The sequence below is a fragment of the Stenotrophomonas nitritireducens genome, assembly GCF_050984405.1.
Lineage (GTDB): Bacteria > Pseudomonadota > Gammaproteobacteria > Xanthomonadales > Xanthomonadaceae > Stenotrophomonas > Stenotrophomonas nitritireducens_B.
In genome coordinates this window covers 484,236-501,414 of the sequence record NZ_CP158790.1, presented here as the reverse complement: position 1 = coordinate 501,414, position 17,179 = coordinate 484,236, and the positions used below count along the sequence as shown (strand labels likewise).

At 69.9% G+C, this 17,179-nt stretch carries 5 protein-coding genes; all 5 read left to right on the top strand.

Features of this window, described 5'->3' with window-relative positions:
• The first annotated feature begins 1,276 nt into the window (after positions 1-1,276).
• The 5 genes from ABTV91_RS02125 (at position 1,277) to ABTV91_RS02105 (ending at position 17,175) form a co-directional block, all read left to right on the top strand.
• Positions 1,277-3,421: a S46 family peptidase gene (locus ABTV91_RS02125; RefSeq protein WP_433853000.1), complete on the top strand. Its 2,145-nt coding sequence runs from the start codon at positions 1,277-1,279 to the stop codon at positions 3,419-3,421.
• 222 nt (positions 3,422-3,643) lie between these two features.
• Positions 3,644-4,342, top strand: a complete 699-nt coding sequence (locus ABTV91_RS02120; RefSeq protein ID WP_433852999.1) for a response regulator transcription factor — start codon at positions 3,644-3,646, stop codon at positions 4,340-4,342.
• A gap of 257 nt (positions 4,343-4,599) precedes the next feature.
• Positions 4,600-5,373 carry a response regulator transcription factor gene (locus tag ABTV91_RS02115; protein WP_433852998.1) on the top strand — a complete coding sequence of 258 codons (774 nt, stop codon included), beginning with the start codon at positions 4,600-4,602 and terminating at the stop codon, positions 5,371-5,373.
• Positions 5,374-5,689: 316 nt separating this feature from the next.
• Positions 5,690-13,795 carry an SdrD B-like domain-containing protein gene (locus ABTV91_RS02110; protein WP_433852997.1) on the top strand — a complete coding sequence of 2,702 codons (8,106 nt, stop codon included), beginning with the start codon at positions 5,690-5,692 and terminating at the stop codon, positions 13,793-13,795.
• Positions 13,792-17,175, top strand: coding sequence for a hypothetical protein (locus tag ABTV91_RS02105; RefSeq protein ID WP_433852996.1), 3,384 nt, complete (start codon positions 13,792-13,794; stop codon positions 17,173-17,175). The genes ABTV91_RS02110 and ABTV91_RS02105 overlap by 4 nt, the downstream gene beginning before the upstream one ends.
• The last annotated feature ends 4 nt before the right edge of the window (positions 17,176-17,179 follow it).

Genomic DNA, 17,179 nt, shown 5'->3' with positions numbered 1-17,179 from the left:
CCACACCAGGCGTGCGCCGCCGTGGTCGGCGAGCAGCCGCGGAAAGCCGGTGCCGCGCCCGCGTCCCTGCAGGGTCGCCACCTGCAGGCGGCCGAGTTCGCGATCCAGCGTGAGGCTGTAGCGCGCAAGCCACAGCGACTGCGCATGCGCGTCCTCACGCAGCCAGGCCAGCCAGACGCCATCGGCATCGGCGGCCAGCCGCACCCGGCCCTGCACCTCGACGCCGCGGTCCGGCTCCCGTGGCGCGCCGAAGGTGGCGCCGCCATCGCCGCTGTGGGCGATGCGCAGCAGCGGCTCGCCCTGCGGCGCGGTGTACCACGCCACCCACGCATCGTTGCCGCGCGCGCTCACCGCGGGGCCGTTCACCGGGCAGGCCGGCATGGTCCAGTTGTCGGCATGCACGCGCAGCGCCGGCTGCCAGCCGCCGGTGGTGCGGCGACGCAGGTGGATGTCGCGGATCTCGCTGGCGTCGCGGCCGCGATACACCAGCAACGTGCCGTTGCCTGCAACGCTGGCGCCGGTCTGGCAGCAGTCGCAGGTCATCGCGTCCAGTTCCTGCTCGTCGTGCCTGCGCAGCCCGGCATCGAAGCGCGCGCTGCGCAGGGTCATCGCGCCGCCGCCATGGTGGTCGCTGCCGGCGGTATGGCGCCCGTCCAGCCAGGCCACGCCCATGCCGTCGCTCCCTTCCGGCCACAGCGAGACGAAGCCGTGCTCGGTGGCGGTGCCGTCGTCGTGCACGGTGACCGGCGCCGACCACTGCCGGCCGTCGACCGAGCGCGACAGCTGCACGTCGTAGGCATATGGGGTGTCGGCCGAGCGACGCAGCCATTGCGCCCACAGGGCGCCGTCGGCGCTGGCGGCCAGGTGCGGCGTGTCGGCCCAGTTCACGAACCAGTCGTCGCCGCGCGCGATCGACAGTGCCGGCTGCCACCGGCCGGCGGAAAAGCGCGCGTAGCGCAGCTGGTGGCCCGTGGCGTCGGGCGACAGCCACGACAGCAGCAGGCTGCCGTCGGGCGCGGCCACCAGGTCCGGCTGCGCCGCGACCGCATCGGCGGGCAGGCGCCACGGCTCGGCCCGCAACCGCAGGGCGGGGCGAGCGACCGGGTCGGCGGCGCGTTGCTCGCCGGAGCAGGCACCGAGCAGCGCGCACGCCAGCACGAGGAAACCAGGGAAGACGCGCATCCGCGCAGGATAGCGGCATCGTGACCGTTGGCGGTTGCCCGCCCACCGGGGCGCGGCTACTGTCGGCAGCTGTTCTGTATCCGCTGGAGTTCCAATGAAGCGCACACCGCTTGCCGCCGCCATGGCGCTGGGCATGAGCCTGGCCGCCGCCGCCAACGCCAACGAGGGCATGTGGATGCCCACGCAGCTGCCTGAACTGGCGAAGACGCTGAAGGAGGCCGGCTTCAAGGGCGACCCCGGGGAACTGGCCGACGTCACCGCGCGGCCGTTGAGCGCGGTGGTGCGGGTGGGCGGCGGCACCGGTTCGTTCGTTTCCGGCGACGGCCTGCTGTTGACCAACCACCACGTCGCCTATGGGGTGATCCAGTACAACTCCAGCAAGGAGCACAACTACATCGACGACGGCTTCATCGCCCAGGGTCGCGACGACGAGCGCGCCTCCAACCCGGATTACCGGGTGCTGGTGACGGTCGGTTTCGACAAGGTCACCGACGACGTGCTGAAGGAGGCGCGCGGCAAGACCGGCCGCGCCTACTACGATGCGGTGGAGAACGCGCGCAAGCGCATCGTCGCCGACTGCGAGGCTGAGGGCGGCGTGCGCTGCTCGGTGGCCAACATGTACTACGGCAGCGATTTCTACCGCATCCGCCAGCTGGAGCTGACCGACATCCGCCTGGTCTATGCGCCGCCGCGCGCGATCGGCAATTACGGCGACGAGATCGACAACTTCATGTGGCCGCGCCACACCGGCGACTTCACCCTGCTGCGCGCCTACGTCGGCAAGGACGGCAAGCCGGCGCCGTACAGCAGGGACAACGTGCCCTACCACCCGCCGGCGCACCTGAAGATGTCGCTGGACGGCCCGAAGGAGGGCGATTACGCGATGCTCGCCGGCTATCCGGGCATCACCTACCGCCTGCGCACCGCGGCCGAGTTCGCCAACCAGATCGACACGGTGCTGCCGCGCCGCGTGGAAGTGTTCCAGCAGCTGATCGACATCATCGAGGCGCAGGGCAAGGGCAATGCCGATGCGCGCACGCGCTACGCCTCGCAGCTGCAGTCGCTGAAGAACAACCGCAAGCGCGCCGCCGGCGAGCTGGAAGGCCTGCTGCGCAGCGACGCCAAGGCCCAGCGCGCGCAGGACGAGCAGGCGATGCTCGCCGCCACCGACCGCAGATACGGTGCCGACATCGATGCGCTGTCCGCGTCGTTGGCGGCCGGAGAGCAGGCCGGCGCCAGCGAATTCCTGGTGACGCTGATGTCCAGCCAGACCCAGCTGCTGCGTTCGGCGCTGCTGCTGGAGCGCCTGCGCATCGAATCGGCCAAGCCCGACGCCGAGCGCGAGAGCGGCTACCAGCAGCGCGACCACGCGCTGATCGAAGGCGTGCTCCGGCAGGTGCAGCGCCGTTACGACCCGGCGGTGGAAAAGGCGATCCTCACCGCGCTGCTCACCCGCTACCAGCAGTTGCCGGACGCACGGCGCGATGCGCATTACGACAATGTGTTCGGCCGCACGCCGGAGCAGCTGCGCGAGGCGCTGGACGCGCTGTATGCCGGGACGAAGCTCGGAGACGAGGCGCAGCGCCTGTCGCGCTTCGAAGCCGCCCGCAAGGGCGCTTTCATCGAGGCCGATCCGCTGGTCTCGGTTGCCGCCGCGCTGGTGACGGCACAGCTCTCCGCCGAGCGCGAAAGCAAGGAACGCGAAGGCGAGCAGCTGCGCCTGCGCCCTTCCTACATGCAGGCGCTGTTCGCCTGGCGCGCCAGGCAGGGCCGCGCGGTGTACCCGGATGCCAACGGCACGCTGCGCATCAGCTACGGCAAGGTCGAAGCGCTGCATCCGCGCGACGCGGTCAGCTACTCGCCGGTGACCACCGTGGCCGGCATCGTCGAGAAGAACACCAACATGGTGCCGTTCGATGCGCCCAGACCGCTGCTGGCCGCGATCGCCAAGGGTGATTTCGGCAGCACCGCCGATCCGGTGCTGAAGACGCAGACGGTCAATTTCCTGACCAACCTGGACACCACTGGTGGCAACTCCGGCTCGCCGGTGCTCAACGCCAAGGGCGAACTGATCGGCCTGAACTTCGATTCCAACTGGGAATCGGTGAGCGCCAGCTGGTGGTTCGACCCGCGCTACAAGCGCGCCGTGCACGTGGACATGCGTTACCTGCGCTGGCTGCTGGCCAAGGTCTACCCGGCGCCGGCGCTGCTGGCCGAGATGGGCCTGCCGCAGGAGTAACGTTCGGGCGCGGTGGCGGGCTGTCGCGGGCCGTGGCGGATGCGCCACGGCCCGCCTCGTTCCGGCCGATCGCATCCGCCGTCGCGCGGCGGACGGCGCCACTGGCTAGAATGCCCATGCGAACAGGGCGGGACCGGTCTTGGGGAAGCATTGATGGAGATGGATCGTGGACGGCCGGCGGCCGAGGTCGGGTGCCGGTTGGATGGCATAAGGATATGGGTCGTGGAAGACGATCCCGAGTGGCGCGGCATGGTGGTCGACGAACTCGAATACCACGGTGCCGCCGTGCGTGGCATCGACAGCGTGGAAGCGCTCTACCGCGAACTGGCGGTGGACCGTTGCGACATCCTGGTGCTCGACGTCGGCCTGCCCGGCGAGGACGGGCTGAGCGCCACCGGGCACCTGCGGCGGACGGAGGGCATGGGCATCGTGCTGGTCACCGGCCGCAGCGGCACCGCCGACATGGCGCACGGGCTTTCGCTCGGCGCCGACATCTACCTGCCCAAGCCGCTGGAGCTGCCGGTGCTGGTCGCCGCGCTGCACAGCCTGCATCGGCGCATGTCGCAGTCGGTTCCGGCTGCCGCGCCCGCACCCGCCGCGGCCGTGGAGGCCAGTGCGGGCTGGAGCCTGCGTTCCGACGGCTGGGACCTGCTCGCTCCGAACGGCAGGGCGCTGACCCTGACCGTGGCCGAGCGCGGTTTCCTGCGTGAACTGTTCGCCGTCCCCGGCGAGGCGGTCGACCGCGAGCGGCTGATCGCCGCGGTCACCGACCAGCCATGGGACTTCGATCCGCACCGGCTGGAAGTGCTGGTGCACCGCCTGCGTACCCGCGTGCGCAACGCCACCGACGCGATGCTGCCGGTACGCGCGTTGCGCGGCATGGGCTACATGCTGGTATCCGACCAGGTCGTGACGGCCTGAGGAGCGGCGGCCGGAAGCCCGGGGCGGAGCGGGCTTGCTTCCGGCCCGGGAGCAAGACGGATGGGTGCACAAGACTCGATCCCGGCGCCCGCTTCCGGTCTGCGCGCTACCTCCCCTGGCACGGTAGTGGGGCGTAAAATGTGAAACTCTGAGATCGAGAGAGATTTTTCGATACTGTCGGCACGCCGGCTCCTGCCGAAAATCCCCGGGACGTAGAGGCCGCGCATCGCGCGGCCGGCACGGCATGGGGACCGGCATTGGAAACGAAACGCGATCTGCCGCTGGCCGATATGGGGCGCCAGCTGCAGGGGGTGCGCACCTGGGTCGTCGAGGACGACCCGGAATGGCGCGACCTGGTGGTCGATGAACTCGAGCGGCACGGCGCGGTCGTGCGCGGCATCGACAGCGTGGAAGCGCTCTACCGCGAACTGGCGGTGGACCGCTGCGACATCGTGGTGCTCGACGTCGTGCTGCCCGGCGAGGATGGATTGAGCGCGGCCCGCCACCTGCGCCGCATCGACGACATGGGCATCGTGCTGGTCACCGGCCGCAGCAGCGCGGCCGACATGGCGCACGGCCTTTCCGCGGGCGCCGACGTCTACCTGGCCAAGCCGCTGGAACTGCCGGTGCTGGTGGCGGCCCTGCACAGCCTGCACCGGCGCATGGCGTCGCGACGCGGGAGCACGCACGCGGTGGCGCGCGAACCCGCGCCCGTTGCGGCGCGCGGTACCGGCGACGGCTGGAGCCTGCGTGCCGGCGGCTGGGAGCTGTGGGCGCCAAACGGCCGCTCGCTGCTGCTGACGGTGGCCGAACGCACGCTGCTGCAGGAACTGTTCTCCGCTCCGGGCACGCCGCTCGGCCGCGCGCGGCTGATCGCCGCGTTGTCGCCCACGCCCCGCGATTTCGATCCGCACCGGCTGGAAGTGCTGGTGCACCGCCTGCGCACGCGCGTGCGCACCGCCACCGACCTCGCGCTGCCGGTCCGCACCCTGCGCGGCGCGGGTTACCTGCTGGTATCGACGCAGTCCTGATCGTCCCCCGCCGCGTCGCCGCTTTGCACGCGCGCCGATTTCCGCCTTGCCTGTGAGGAAGTGAGAGGAAATGGCAGGAGCTGCTACTGCCATCGCCGCCACGCCTGTCGAGAATGCGGCCCGAATGCCCGGAAGGGGCAATTCGCGCGTGCCGTGAGCGGCGCGCGCCGATACCACCGCAGGGCCCGGCCTTCCCAGGAAGCCGGGTGGGGCGCAACAGCTGCAAGGCAGGGGAAAACCCGTGTACCAATCACACGATCAGGCCGGTCGCGCGACGTCGTCGCGCACGCATGCAAATGGATTTGCCACCCGCGCGATGACGATCGCAGGCCTGTTGGCCCTGGTCGGCGTCATGGCGCCGGCCGCGGAGGCCGCCGTGACCGCGACGCAGGTGACCACGGCGCCGGACATCGGCATCGGCCAGGACGTGAACGTCACCGTCGACTGGACGCGCACCAGCGCCGGTGGCGACACCGTCACCGTGGTGATCCCCGCCCAGCTGCAGGCCGATCCGCCCGCGCCCCCGGCCGGTTGCACCTATACCGCGCCGAACATGGTGTGTGCGACGACCGCCGGCAGCAGCGGCACGGTGACCTTCCCGGTCCGCGGCGTCACCGCTGGCGGCTTCAACCTGACCGCCACCGGCACCTCCGGCCCGTCCGCCGCCTTCTCGGGCAACGTGCGCAACGCCGGCGACCTGACCGTCGGCAAGACCCTGACCGTGCCCGCCGCCGGCAACCCGCTGACGGGAGGCAACAGCACCTTCCGCCTGACCCCGAGCATCGCCGTCGGGGGCAACAACGTGCCGGTGGGCGGCAGCATCGTCATCACCGACAACTTGCCGGGTAGCGCCACCACGGGCTTCGTGGTGACGGGAGTTACTTTCGGCGGTCCGCTGACGCCGGCGTGCACCGCGGTGGCCACGGCCAACAGCAGTCGCGTGCTGTCCTGTACCTACACCGCGGGCGGCTCCCCTATCTCCGCCGCGCAGTTGAACAGCAGTTGGATCGACGTGAGCGGTACCACCCGGAGCTTCGGCAGCTTCGTCAACACGGCAACCATCACCTCCGCCAACCCGCTCTACATCGATCTGGTGGCCGGCAACAACAGCGCCAGCCTCAACTACAACACCGAGCCGGCCACGGATCTGGTGGCGACCATCACCAGCTCGCTCAGCAACAGCTCGGCGTCGCCTTCGCCTGGCCTGAGCAGCCAGACCATCACCATCGGCGTGACCAACAACGGGCCCATGGCGTCGGCGGCAGGAGCGGTGGTGGAGACCATCGTTCCGGCGGGCTTCACCCTCGGCACGCTGCCAGCGGGCTGCACGTCCACCCCTGCCAGCAGCCTGACCATTTCGCCCCCGGTGAGCGGCGGTACCGTGACCGGGACCTGGACCGGCACCAAGGTCAGCTGCACCGCGGGCGCGTTGAACGTGGGGCAGTCCGCTCCGTTCGTCATCCCCGTGACCCTGGACAACCTCCGCCGCACGGGCGAGTACCTGCCCGCCGTGCTGACCCTGCCCGCCGGCCAGGACGATGGCCAGCTGAACAACAACAGCGCCACCCGCCGCTACTGGATGGCGCCGTCGGCGGCCGACCTGGGGCTGAGCAAGAGCAAACCCAGCAAGGTGGCGCCGGGACAGACGATCAACACCACCCTGACCGTCACCAACCGGGGGCCAGAAGTGGTCAGCTGGACTCCGGCGCAACCGCTGCGCGTGGTGGACTGGCTCGATCCGCGCGAGATCACCAACGCCACGGTCGCGCCGACGGGAGGCTGGACGTGTACGGTCACCCCCGGATCGGCACGGCCCGATGGCCAGTACCCGAATCAGACGACGCAGGTTTCCTGCGAGCTTCCCGGCACCGGCACGATGAATGTCGGCCAGTCCCGAACCTTCAGCTTCGCCCATACCGTGGCCGACGCCGCGACCTTGGGACCCAACCCCGTAACGCTGACCAACGTCGCCTGCACCGGCAGCGAGGTGCTGCGCCTGCTGGGATTGGCCGAGAGCGACGGCCCGCAGCCGGCCGATCCCGAGGACGCCGGTGCAACCGGCGGTATCGCCGAGAACGGCACCAATGGCCAGGACTGCCAAACCGCCAACGGCATTGGTACCACCATCGAGGATGTCCGCGTGGGCATCCGCAAGGAATCGTCGGTGGACGGCAACATCTGGCATGACGACGTCGCCGACGCGCCGACGCTGGCCGCCGCCGACAACGACATGCACTGGCGGATGACCATCACCACGGCGCCGGCGCAGACGACCATTCCGAACCTGCAGGTGAAGGACGTTTATCGCGGCCTGATGCGGGCCATCGGCGCGGCACCGACCTATGTCACGCCGAACATCGCTTTCGTCTACGACACCTCGCTGGCGCCGGGGGTGACGCACAGCTGCCCGGCCACCATTTCCGGCAACCCGAGCTCGTATGGCAATACGGGAAACACCACCGAGTCCGGCAATACCTACGAGCAGGTCTGCAGCTTCAACAACGTGCCGGCCGGCGCCACCATCGTGGTCACGGCCACGCTGTCGCGTCCGCTCGGCGTACCCACGGGCCAGCTGAACAACACCGCCACGCTGGATTCGACCAACGCGTTTCTGAAGGACCTGTCCGGCGGCAACGTGCTGAGCGACGACGCGCGGGTGCTGGTCCTGCCGCGTGCCGACGTGGCGATGACCAGCAAGACGGTGACCACCAGCATTCCTGCCAGCGGCGGCAACAATCCGATGGCGTCGGTGGGCGAAACGGTGCTGTTCACCCTTGTTGCCCGCAACCAGGGCCAGGACCATATCGCCGCCGGCAATTTCCGCATCACCGACAGCCTGTTCACCGGCGCGGCGACGCTGGCGACGCCGGCCTTCGATGTGCTGGAAGTGAAGCCGGCCGACGCGGCGAAGATGAGCTGCGCGGCCAGCAACCTTGCCAGCGGCGCCATTTCCTGCGTCAACGTCGCGACCATCTCCCGCCATGAGGTACAGACGGTCACCGTGCGCGCGCGCGTAAAGAAGCCGCCGAGCTACACCGGCGCGCTGGGTGACAAGCTGTACGAGAACGTCACCAATACCGCCCATGTCCACCTGGACAACATGTGCGAGTACCGCCTCGACGGCGTGGCCAACTCGAGTGCCTGCGGCGACGCCAACGCGCTGGCGAACAACACCGCTTCGGCCGTGTTCGACGTGACCGTGCCGTCGTTCGACCTGCAGCAGGGCAAGGTGCCGGTGTTCCCGGCCGGGCAGAGCGAGTTCCGCGCCGGCGACGACCTGCGCTACCGCTTCAGCATCCGCAACGCCGGCCCGTCGATCGCCGAAAACATCGAGATGACCGATGCGCTGACCGTGCCGGCCGGTTTCACCCTGGCGCTGCAGGGCACGCCGCAGAACATGAACGCCGGCGCGGCGAGCGCCGGCTACACCCTGGTCGGCAAGACGGTCGCCTGCACCCAGGCGTCGGCGAACGCCGATACGGTGTGTACGTTCGACACGCTGGACGTGAACGAGGAAGTCAACTTCGAACTGGTGTTCCAGCCGACCGGCGCGTCCGCCGTGCCGGTGATCTTCGGCAACGCCGTGCACGTCTGCGCCGACGAGACCAACAGCTACGAATCCTCCGGCAAGTGCACGGCCGATCCGCTCCAGGCCGGCAACAACCTGGCCGCGATCAACAACGTGCTGTTCCCGAGCACCGATCTGGAAGTGGTGAGCAAGACCGCGATGGTCTCGCCGGTCGATGTCGGCCAGGCCGTGCCGTGGCAGATCGTGCTGCGCAACAACGGCATCTCCACCTCCACCCAGATGCGCGTGGTGGATACGCTGCCCGCCGGCTTCGAGTGGATCGCCACCACTGCGCCGAGCGTCGGCACCGCCACCGGCGGCGCCACGCTGGCCGCGGCGGGCGGCAACCTCGCCGTGCAGCCCGGCCCGCCGGCGCCGGACGCGGCCGACGTCTGCTACGTCTCCAACGGCGTGCCCAGCGTCACCACCGCGACCCCGGTCCAGCACGTCACCTGCCACGTCAACGGCAACTTCCCGGCGGGCAGCGGTTACACCCTGACCCTGCATGCGCGGCCCAAGACCGGTGTGTTCGCCGGGCCGTGGCTCACCGACGTGGACAACCACGTGGCCGTGCAGCCGGGCAAGGACGCGGCCAACGAAGACCTGGCCAAGGACAGCAACCCGAACAACAACGAGCAGGACGGCCCGGTGCAGGTGCGCAACGCCAGCATCGCCGGCCGCGTGTTCCTGGACCAGAACAACAACGGCGACACCGACGCGGGCGACACCGGCCTGGCGAACGTGAGCGTGCGCCTGACCGGCACCGACGTGTACGGCAACGCCATCGACGTGACCGTCACCACCGACGCCAACGGCGATTACGCGTTCAACGGCCTGGCCCCGTCCGATGCGGCCGGCTACACCGTCAGCCAGGACCAGAGCACCGTGTCCGGCGGCTACAACAACGGCATGCCGCAGCCGAACAGCGCACGCACCGTGCGCAACGGCACCAGCACCGGCGTGACCGACAAGGGCAGCGCCAGCATCGCGGCCGGCGGCGGCGTCATCAGCGGCATCGTGCTCGGCAGCGGCGGCGCGGGCGTGCAGTTCGACTTCCCGGAAGTCACGCTGTACACACTGTCCGGCCACGTGTTCCTGGACAAGAACGTCAACGACGTGCGCGATCCGGCCACGGACGATCCCATCCCCGGCGCCACGCTGGAGCTGCTGGAGCTGGTCGGCGGCGACTACGTGCCGGTCGGCGGCCCGACCGGAACCGCGGTTACCGATGCCGCCGGTTTCTACAAGTTCGTCGGCCTGGACCCGGCCAAGACCTACGCCGTGCGCGAAGTGCTGCCGGCCGGCCACCTGAACCGTCCCAGCGCGGTGAAGCCGGGCACCTGCGGCGGCGGCGCCTGCAGCGCCGGTACCGCGCAGACCGGCGTGGCCGGCGACGCGCCCACCACCGACCGCATCAGCGGCATCCGCCTGACCGGCAACGGCGAGAACTACGACTTCGGCGAACAGGAAGGCGCCGAGATCCATGGCCGCGTGTTCATGGACTACGACAACGATGGCGCGCAGAACGGCAGCGACGCCGGCATCGGCGGACAGACCATCGAGCTGCGCGACGCCGGCGGCACGGTGGTCGCGACCACGACCACGGCCAACGACGGCACGTTCTCGTTCACCCAGCTGCTGCCGGGGACCTACACCCTGCACCAGCCGAACCAGCCGGCGGGCACCGCCAACGGCATCACCACCGAAGGAACCGTCGGTGGCGCCGCCATGGGCACCGCGACCGGCGTGACCACCACCCCGTCGCAGATCGCCGGCATCATCCTGACCCCGGGCCAGAAGTCGCTGGAGAACCTGTTCGCCGAGATCCCGACCCGCAGCACCATCGCCGGCCGGGTGTGGCTGGATGGCAACGACAACGGCGTGATCGATGCCGGCGAGCAGGGCATCGCCGGCGTCACGGTCGAGCTGACCGGCACCGACGTCAACGGCAACCCGATCACCCGCAGCACGACCACCGGCAGCGACGGCAGCTACCTGTTCGCCGACCTGCCGGCGGGTACCTACACCGTTACTGAACCGGACCAGCCGCCGGCGACGCTGAACGGCCAGACGGTGCCGGGCACCATCGGCGGCGTGCCGATGGCGGGCGCCACCGCGACCAACAAGGCCACCACGCCGTCGGCGATCGGCAACATCGTGCTCGGCGAGAACCAGCACTCGGTGCAGAACAATTTCGGCGAGATCGCGATGAGTGGTTCCATCGCCGGTACCGTGTGGCTGGATCGCAACAACGACGGCATCATCAACGTCGGTGAGGACGGCATTGCCGGCGTCATCGTACGTCTGACCGGTACCGACAGCATGGGCAACCCGGTGGTGGCCGAAGTGCAGACCGATGCGCACGGCCACTATGTCTTCGAGGATCTGGCACCGGGCACCTACACGGTGACCGAACCGGAACAGCCCGCCGGCACCATGAATGGCAAGACCCGTGTCGGCAGCCACGGTGGCGAAGCCACCGACGTGGCGACCACGCCGTCGGCGGTCAGCAACATCGTGCTGGGTCCGAACCAGCACTCGATCGCCAACAACTTCGGCGAGATTCCGCCCGCCTCCATCGCCGGCCGCGTCTACAACGACGACAACGACAACGGCCAGATCGATTCCGGCGAGACCGGCATCCCCGATCAGGAGATCGTGCTGGAAGGCGTGGACGATCTCGGCAACCCGGTGCGTCTGACCACCACCACCGATGCTGATGGCAGCTACCACTTCCAGAACCTGCGTCCTGGCCGCTACAGGGTGATCCAGCCGAACCAGCCGCCGCAGACCGAGAACGGGCAGACCACGGCTGGCTCCACCGGTGGCACCGCGACTCCGAAGGAGACCCCGACGTCGTCGATCAGCGACATCGAGCTGTCGCCGGGCGAGCATTCGGTATCCAACAACTTCGGCGAGATCAGCACCGACGTGCCCGACCTGCGGGTCAGCAAGTCGGTGGATCCGGCGACCCTGGTCACCGGCAGCGCCGCGACCTACCGCGTGGTGGTGCGCAATGCCGGCCAGGCCGCGACCAGCGGCGAGTATGAGGTCGTTGATCGCCTGCCGCAGGGCGTGACCCTGGCGGATGTTCCGGCCGGCGATGGCTGGACCTGCACCGGCGCGGCCGGCGAGTCCCGCTTCACCTGCCGCAGCGCCACGGTGCTGGCGGCGGGACAGACGTCGGCGGCCGCCATCAGCGCAGCGGTGCACGTGGGCACCGATGCCGTGGCCGGTACCGTCAACAACGCCGTGCTGGTCACCGGCGGCGGCGAACCCGAATCGCGTCGTCCGACGCCGGAAGAGAAGCAGGCGCTGGAAGGCGGCGACGTCGGCATCCTGCCGGTGTGCGAGGCCGACGTGGTGCACAACGCCTGCCGCCTGCCGAGCGAACTGGTGAAGGCGTGGCCGGACGTGGTGGTCAGCAAGGCCGCCGACGCGGCCGTGTTCACCGTCGGCCAGCAGGCCAGCTACGCGATCCGCGTGCGCAACATCGGCGAGCGCGCCACCGACGCCGAATACGTGGTGAGCGAGCACCTGCCGGCCGGCATCGTGCTGTCGGGCCTGCCCGCCGGTGATGGCTGGACCTGTACGGGTACGGTGGGCGAGCGCCGCTTCCAGTGCGCCAGTTCGCGTGAACTGGCCGCGGGTGCGACCCATCCGGGTGCGATCAAGGTGCCGGTGGATGTGCTGCCGGAAGCCGTGCAGCAGGGCACCGTGAACAACGCGGTGGTCGTGTCCGGCGGCGGCGAGGATCCGGAACGCAAGCCCACCGACGAGCAGTGGAAGCAGTTCGAGGAAACCCCCGGCCAGCTGGACCTGTGCGATCCGCAGATCAGCCAGAACCTGTGCCGCGTGCCGAATGAAGTGCAGGAGGCGCCGGAAGACACGCTGCTGGTGATCAGCAAGCGCGGCGACCGCGCCATGGCCGAGGTCGGCGACACCGTGCAGTACACCATCGAGGTGCGTCATGTGTCCGGCAGCGCCGCGCGCACGGTGAACATCGTCGACGTGCTGCCGCGCGGCTTCACCTACCTGGACGGCAGTGCCCGCGCCGACGGCCGTGCGCTGGCCGAGCCGCTGGGCAGGCCGGGTCCGCGCCTGGGCTTCGACCTGGGCCCGATCGCCGCCGGCGGCCAGCTCGTGCTGACCTACCGCGTGCGCATCGGCGTGGGTGCCCTGCAGGGCGACGGCATCAACCGCGCGCAGGCGCACGGTTGTTCGATCGCCGGTGGCTGCATCGATCCGGTGGGCCTGAACCCGCTGCCGGGCTCGACCCCCTCCAACCACGCCGAGTACCGCGTGCGCGTCACCGGCGGCGTGTTCACCGACGAGGCCTGCGTGCTGGGCAAGGTGTTCGTGGACTGCAACAACAACCACGTGCAGGACCACGAAGAGCTGGGCATCCCCGGGGTACGCCTGTACTTCTCCGACGGCACCTGGATGGTTTCCGACTCGGAAGGCAAGTACAGCTATTGCGGCCTGCCGCCGAACAGCCACACGCTGAAGGTCGATGCATCGACCCTGCCGGTCGGCGCGCGCCTGACCACCAGCAGCAACCGCAACCTGGGCGATGCCGACAGCCTGTTCCTGGACCTGAAGAACGGCGAGCTGCACCGCGCCGACTTCGTCGAGGGCAGCTGCGCCAACCCGGTGCTGGAGCAGGTCAAGGCCCGTCGTACCCAGGGCGAGGTGCGCGCGCCGGAGAGCGAGTCCGGCCAGTCGCAGCTGCGTTTCGAAAGCAAGCCGGTCCGTGCGCCGCAGCAGGCCACGGACTCGGCCAACCAGAGACCGATCGTGGAACCCAGACCCAACCCGCCCGCCGCATCGGCTTCGCAGGAGGTGCAGCCATGAGCCGCCGCCACTCCCTGCGCGCGACGCCGCGCCTGAGCCTGCTGGCCTGCGCGCTGGCGACCGCGGCGATGCCGGCGATGGCCCAGAGCGTGGGCACCGGCAACCGTTTCACCCCGGTGCTGGGCGACGCCAGCACCCTGTACCCGCGCTCGCCGGCGAGCGCCGACGCCGCGCCTGAAGCGGTGGCGGCGCGGTCCGGCCAGGTCGACTACGCGCTCAACCGCGGCGTGGACCTGGTGCGCGTCGAGGTCGACCGCGACGGCGTGCCGGCCGATGGCCAGACGCCGGTGCACGTGCGCGTGCAGTTGCTCGACGGGCAGGGCAAGCCGCTGTCCGGCCGTTCTTACGCGACCATCGAGAACAGCGGCGGCCGCATCCGCCTGCCCGGTTCGCGCACCGACGAGTTCGGTCCCGGCGCCACCGACGCCGACAAGGTCACGCCCGGCGTGCAGCTGGTCGTGGAGGACGGCGTGGCCGAGTTCGACCTGCTGGCGCCGCACGAGCCGCAGGACGTGGTGCTGCGCATCACCGCCGGCGGCCGCGCCGCCGAGGGTGTGATCGGCTTCCTGCCGGAGATGCGCGAGCTGCTGGCCACCGGCCTGATCGAGGGCGTGGTCAACTTCCGCAACAAGTCCAATGCCGGGCTGATCTCGCCGGTGCAGCACAACGATGCCTTCGACCGCGACATCCGCCGCTGGGAGAAGCAGTTCAACAACGGCAAGGCCAATGCCGCCGCGCGCACCGCGTTCTTCGTCAAGGGCCGGATCAAGGGCGAGTACCTGCTCACCGCCGCCTACGACTCGGACAAGGACGTGCGCGGCCGCCTGCTGCGCGACATCCAGCCGGAGGAGTTCTACCCGGTGTACGGCGATTCGTCGCTGCGCGGCTTCGATGCGCGCTCGGCCGAGCGCCTGTACGTGCGCATCGACAACAAGCGCAGCTACCTGCTGTACGGCGATTTCCAGACAGGCGACACGCTGGCCACGGCCACCGGCATCGGTGGCAGCGGGCCGATCCCGCAGCGCAGCCTGAGCACCTACAACCGCACCGCCACCGGCCTGGGCTGGCACTTCGAGAGCGAGCGCGCACGCGGCAACGTCTTCGCCATCGAGGATTCGCTGCGCCAGGTCATCGAGGAGTTCCGCAGCCAGGGCAGCGGCCCGTACGCGCTGCGCAACAACGCGGTGCTGGAAGGCAGCGAGCGGGTGGAAGTGATCGTGCGCGACCGCAACCAGCCCACGCGCATCGTCTCGGTGCGTCCGCTGGCGCGGCTGGTGGACTACAGCTTCGAGCCGTTCTCCGGGCGCATCCTGCTCAACCAGTTCATGCCGTCCTTCGACAGCGACCTCAACCCGGTGTCGCTGCGCATCACCTACGAGCTGGACCAGCAGACCGAGAAGTTCTGGGTGTTCGGCGCCGACGGCCAGTTCAAGCTGACCGACCGCCTGGAGGTGGGCGCCTCGGCGGTGGAAGACCGCAACCCCTATGCCGAATTCCGCATGGGCAGCGCCAACGCCGGTTACCGCTTCGGCGAGAACACGATGCTGGTGGCCGAGTTCGCGCGCACCCGCAGCGAGGTCAACACCAGCTCGCTCAACCAGATCACCTCGCAGGGCCTGAAGGACGTGGTGGGCGAGGTCGAGGGCGATGCCTGGCGCGTGGAGTTCGCCCACGACGGCGACAAGTTCGATGCGCGCCTGTTCGCCGCGCGCACCGACCCGGCATTCAACAACCCGGCCTCGCCGCTGTACGGCGGTCGTGGCGAGTACAACGCGCGGCTGAGCTACGCGGTGGGCCCGCGCCTGGAGCTGTACGTCGAGGGCCTGCGCAGCGAGGACCGCAACCCCGATGGCGGCGAGCGCGAGGCCGGCGGCGCCGGCGTGCGCGTGGGCGCCACCGAGCGGCTGACCCTGGATTTCGGCCTGCGCAGCGTGCGCGAGACCATCGGCGCGACCTCGCCGTGGTCGATGGGCTCGCCGTTCGGGCAGACCGGCGGCCTGACCGGCGGCTTCGCCACCGGTGCCGGCGGCGGCGCGCTGGGCTACGGCCAGCAGGCGCTGGACCCGGCTACCGGCCTGATGGTCATCAACGGCCCGTCGTCCGGCAGCCCCATCACCAGCGACCTGCCGATCGGCACCAGGCTGGAATCGGACAGCGCCCGCATCGGCCTGGGCTACCGCTTCAGCGAGAAGTTCAGCGGCGGCGCCGAGGTCGAGCAGAGCGTCAACGGCGAGGACCGCCACCGCGTCGCCGCCGGCGTGGACTACCAGGTGTTCGAGCGCAGCCGCCTGTACGGCCGTTACGAGAAGCAGACCGGCCTGACCAGCGCCTACGGCATCACCACCACCGACCGCGAGGCCGATGCGCTGGTGTTCGGCGTGGACAGCACCTACCTGCGCGACACCCAGGCGTTCAGCGAATACCGGCTGCGCGATGCGATCAGCGGCCGCGACGTGCAGGCCGCCTCGGGCATCCGCAACAACTGGGACATCCGCGAAGGCCTGCGCCTGAGCAGCTCGGCCGAGCGCGTCAACGTGATCGCCGGCGATACCGGCGACAGCACCGGCCTGGCGCTGGCGCTGGACTACAGCGCCAACCCGCTGTGGCGCGGCGCCGTGCGCGTGGAGCACCGCATCTCCGAGGACGTGGCGCATACCGAGGCCAACGAGGCGTTCGACACCACGCTGCTGCAGTTCATGGTGGCGCGCAAGCTCAGCCGCGACTGGACCCTGCTGGGCCGCAACTACCTGCTGGCGACCAACTACAAGGAACGCGGCGACGTCCTGCAGGACCGCTTCCAGCTCGGCCTGGCCTACCGCGACACCGACCGCAACCGGGTCAACGCGCTGATGCGCTACGAGTACAAGCTCGAACGCGACGAAAGCGGGCTGACCCTGCTCGACGGCCAGGCGGTCAACGGCCTCAGCCAGGACGTGCGCACCCGCGCCCACATCGTCTCCTCGCATGCCGACTGGCATCCGTCGCGGCCGTGGTGGCTGACCGGGCGCGTGGCCGGCAAGTGGCAGCGCGACCAGTTCGCGTACGGCGACGGCGGCCGCGTCAACAGCAGCTTCCGCGCGGTGCTGTTCTCCGGCCGCATCGTCTACGACATCACCGAGAACTGGGACGTCGGCGTGCTCGGCTCCACCTTCCGCGGCCAGTCCGGCGGCAACCAGTACGCCTACGGCGTGGAAGTGGGCCGCCTGCTGCGGCAGAACCTGTGGCTGTCGGCCGGCTACAACTGGACCGGCTTCGAGGGCGACCGCGACCTCAACGGCTACGAGTACACCCAGCAGGGGTTGTTCCTGCGCCTGCGCTTCAAGTTCGACGAAGACCTTTTCCGCCGTGACCCGGTGCGCTACCGCGACCCGGCCCGCTGAGGAC

Excerpts from the sequence above, each read along its gene's own strand:
- ABTV91_RS02125 (WP_433853000.1), top strand. The coding sequence starts at position 1,277 with ATGAAGCGCACACCGCTTGCCGCCGCCATGGCGCTGGGCATGAGCCTG.
- ABTV91_RS02110 (WP_433852997.1), top strand. The coding sequence starts at position 5,690 with ATGACGATCGCAGGCCTGTTGGCCCTGGTCGGCGTCATGGCGCCGGCC.
- ABTV91_RS02105 (WP_433852996.1), top strand. The coding sequence starts at position 13,792 with ATGAGCCGCCGCCACTCCCTGCGCGCGACGCCGCGCCTGAGCCTGCTG.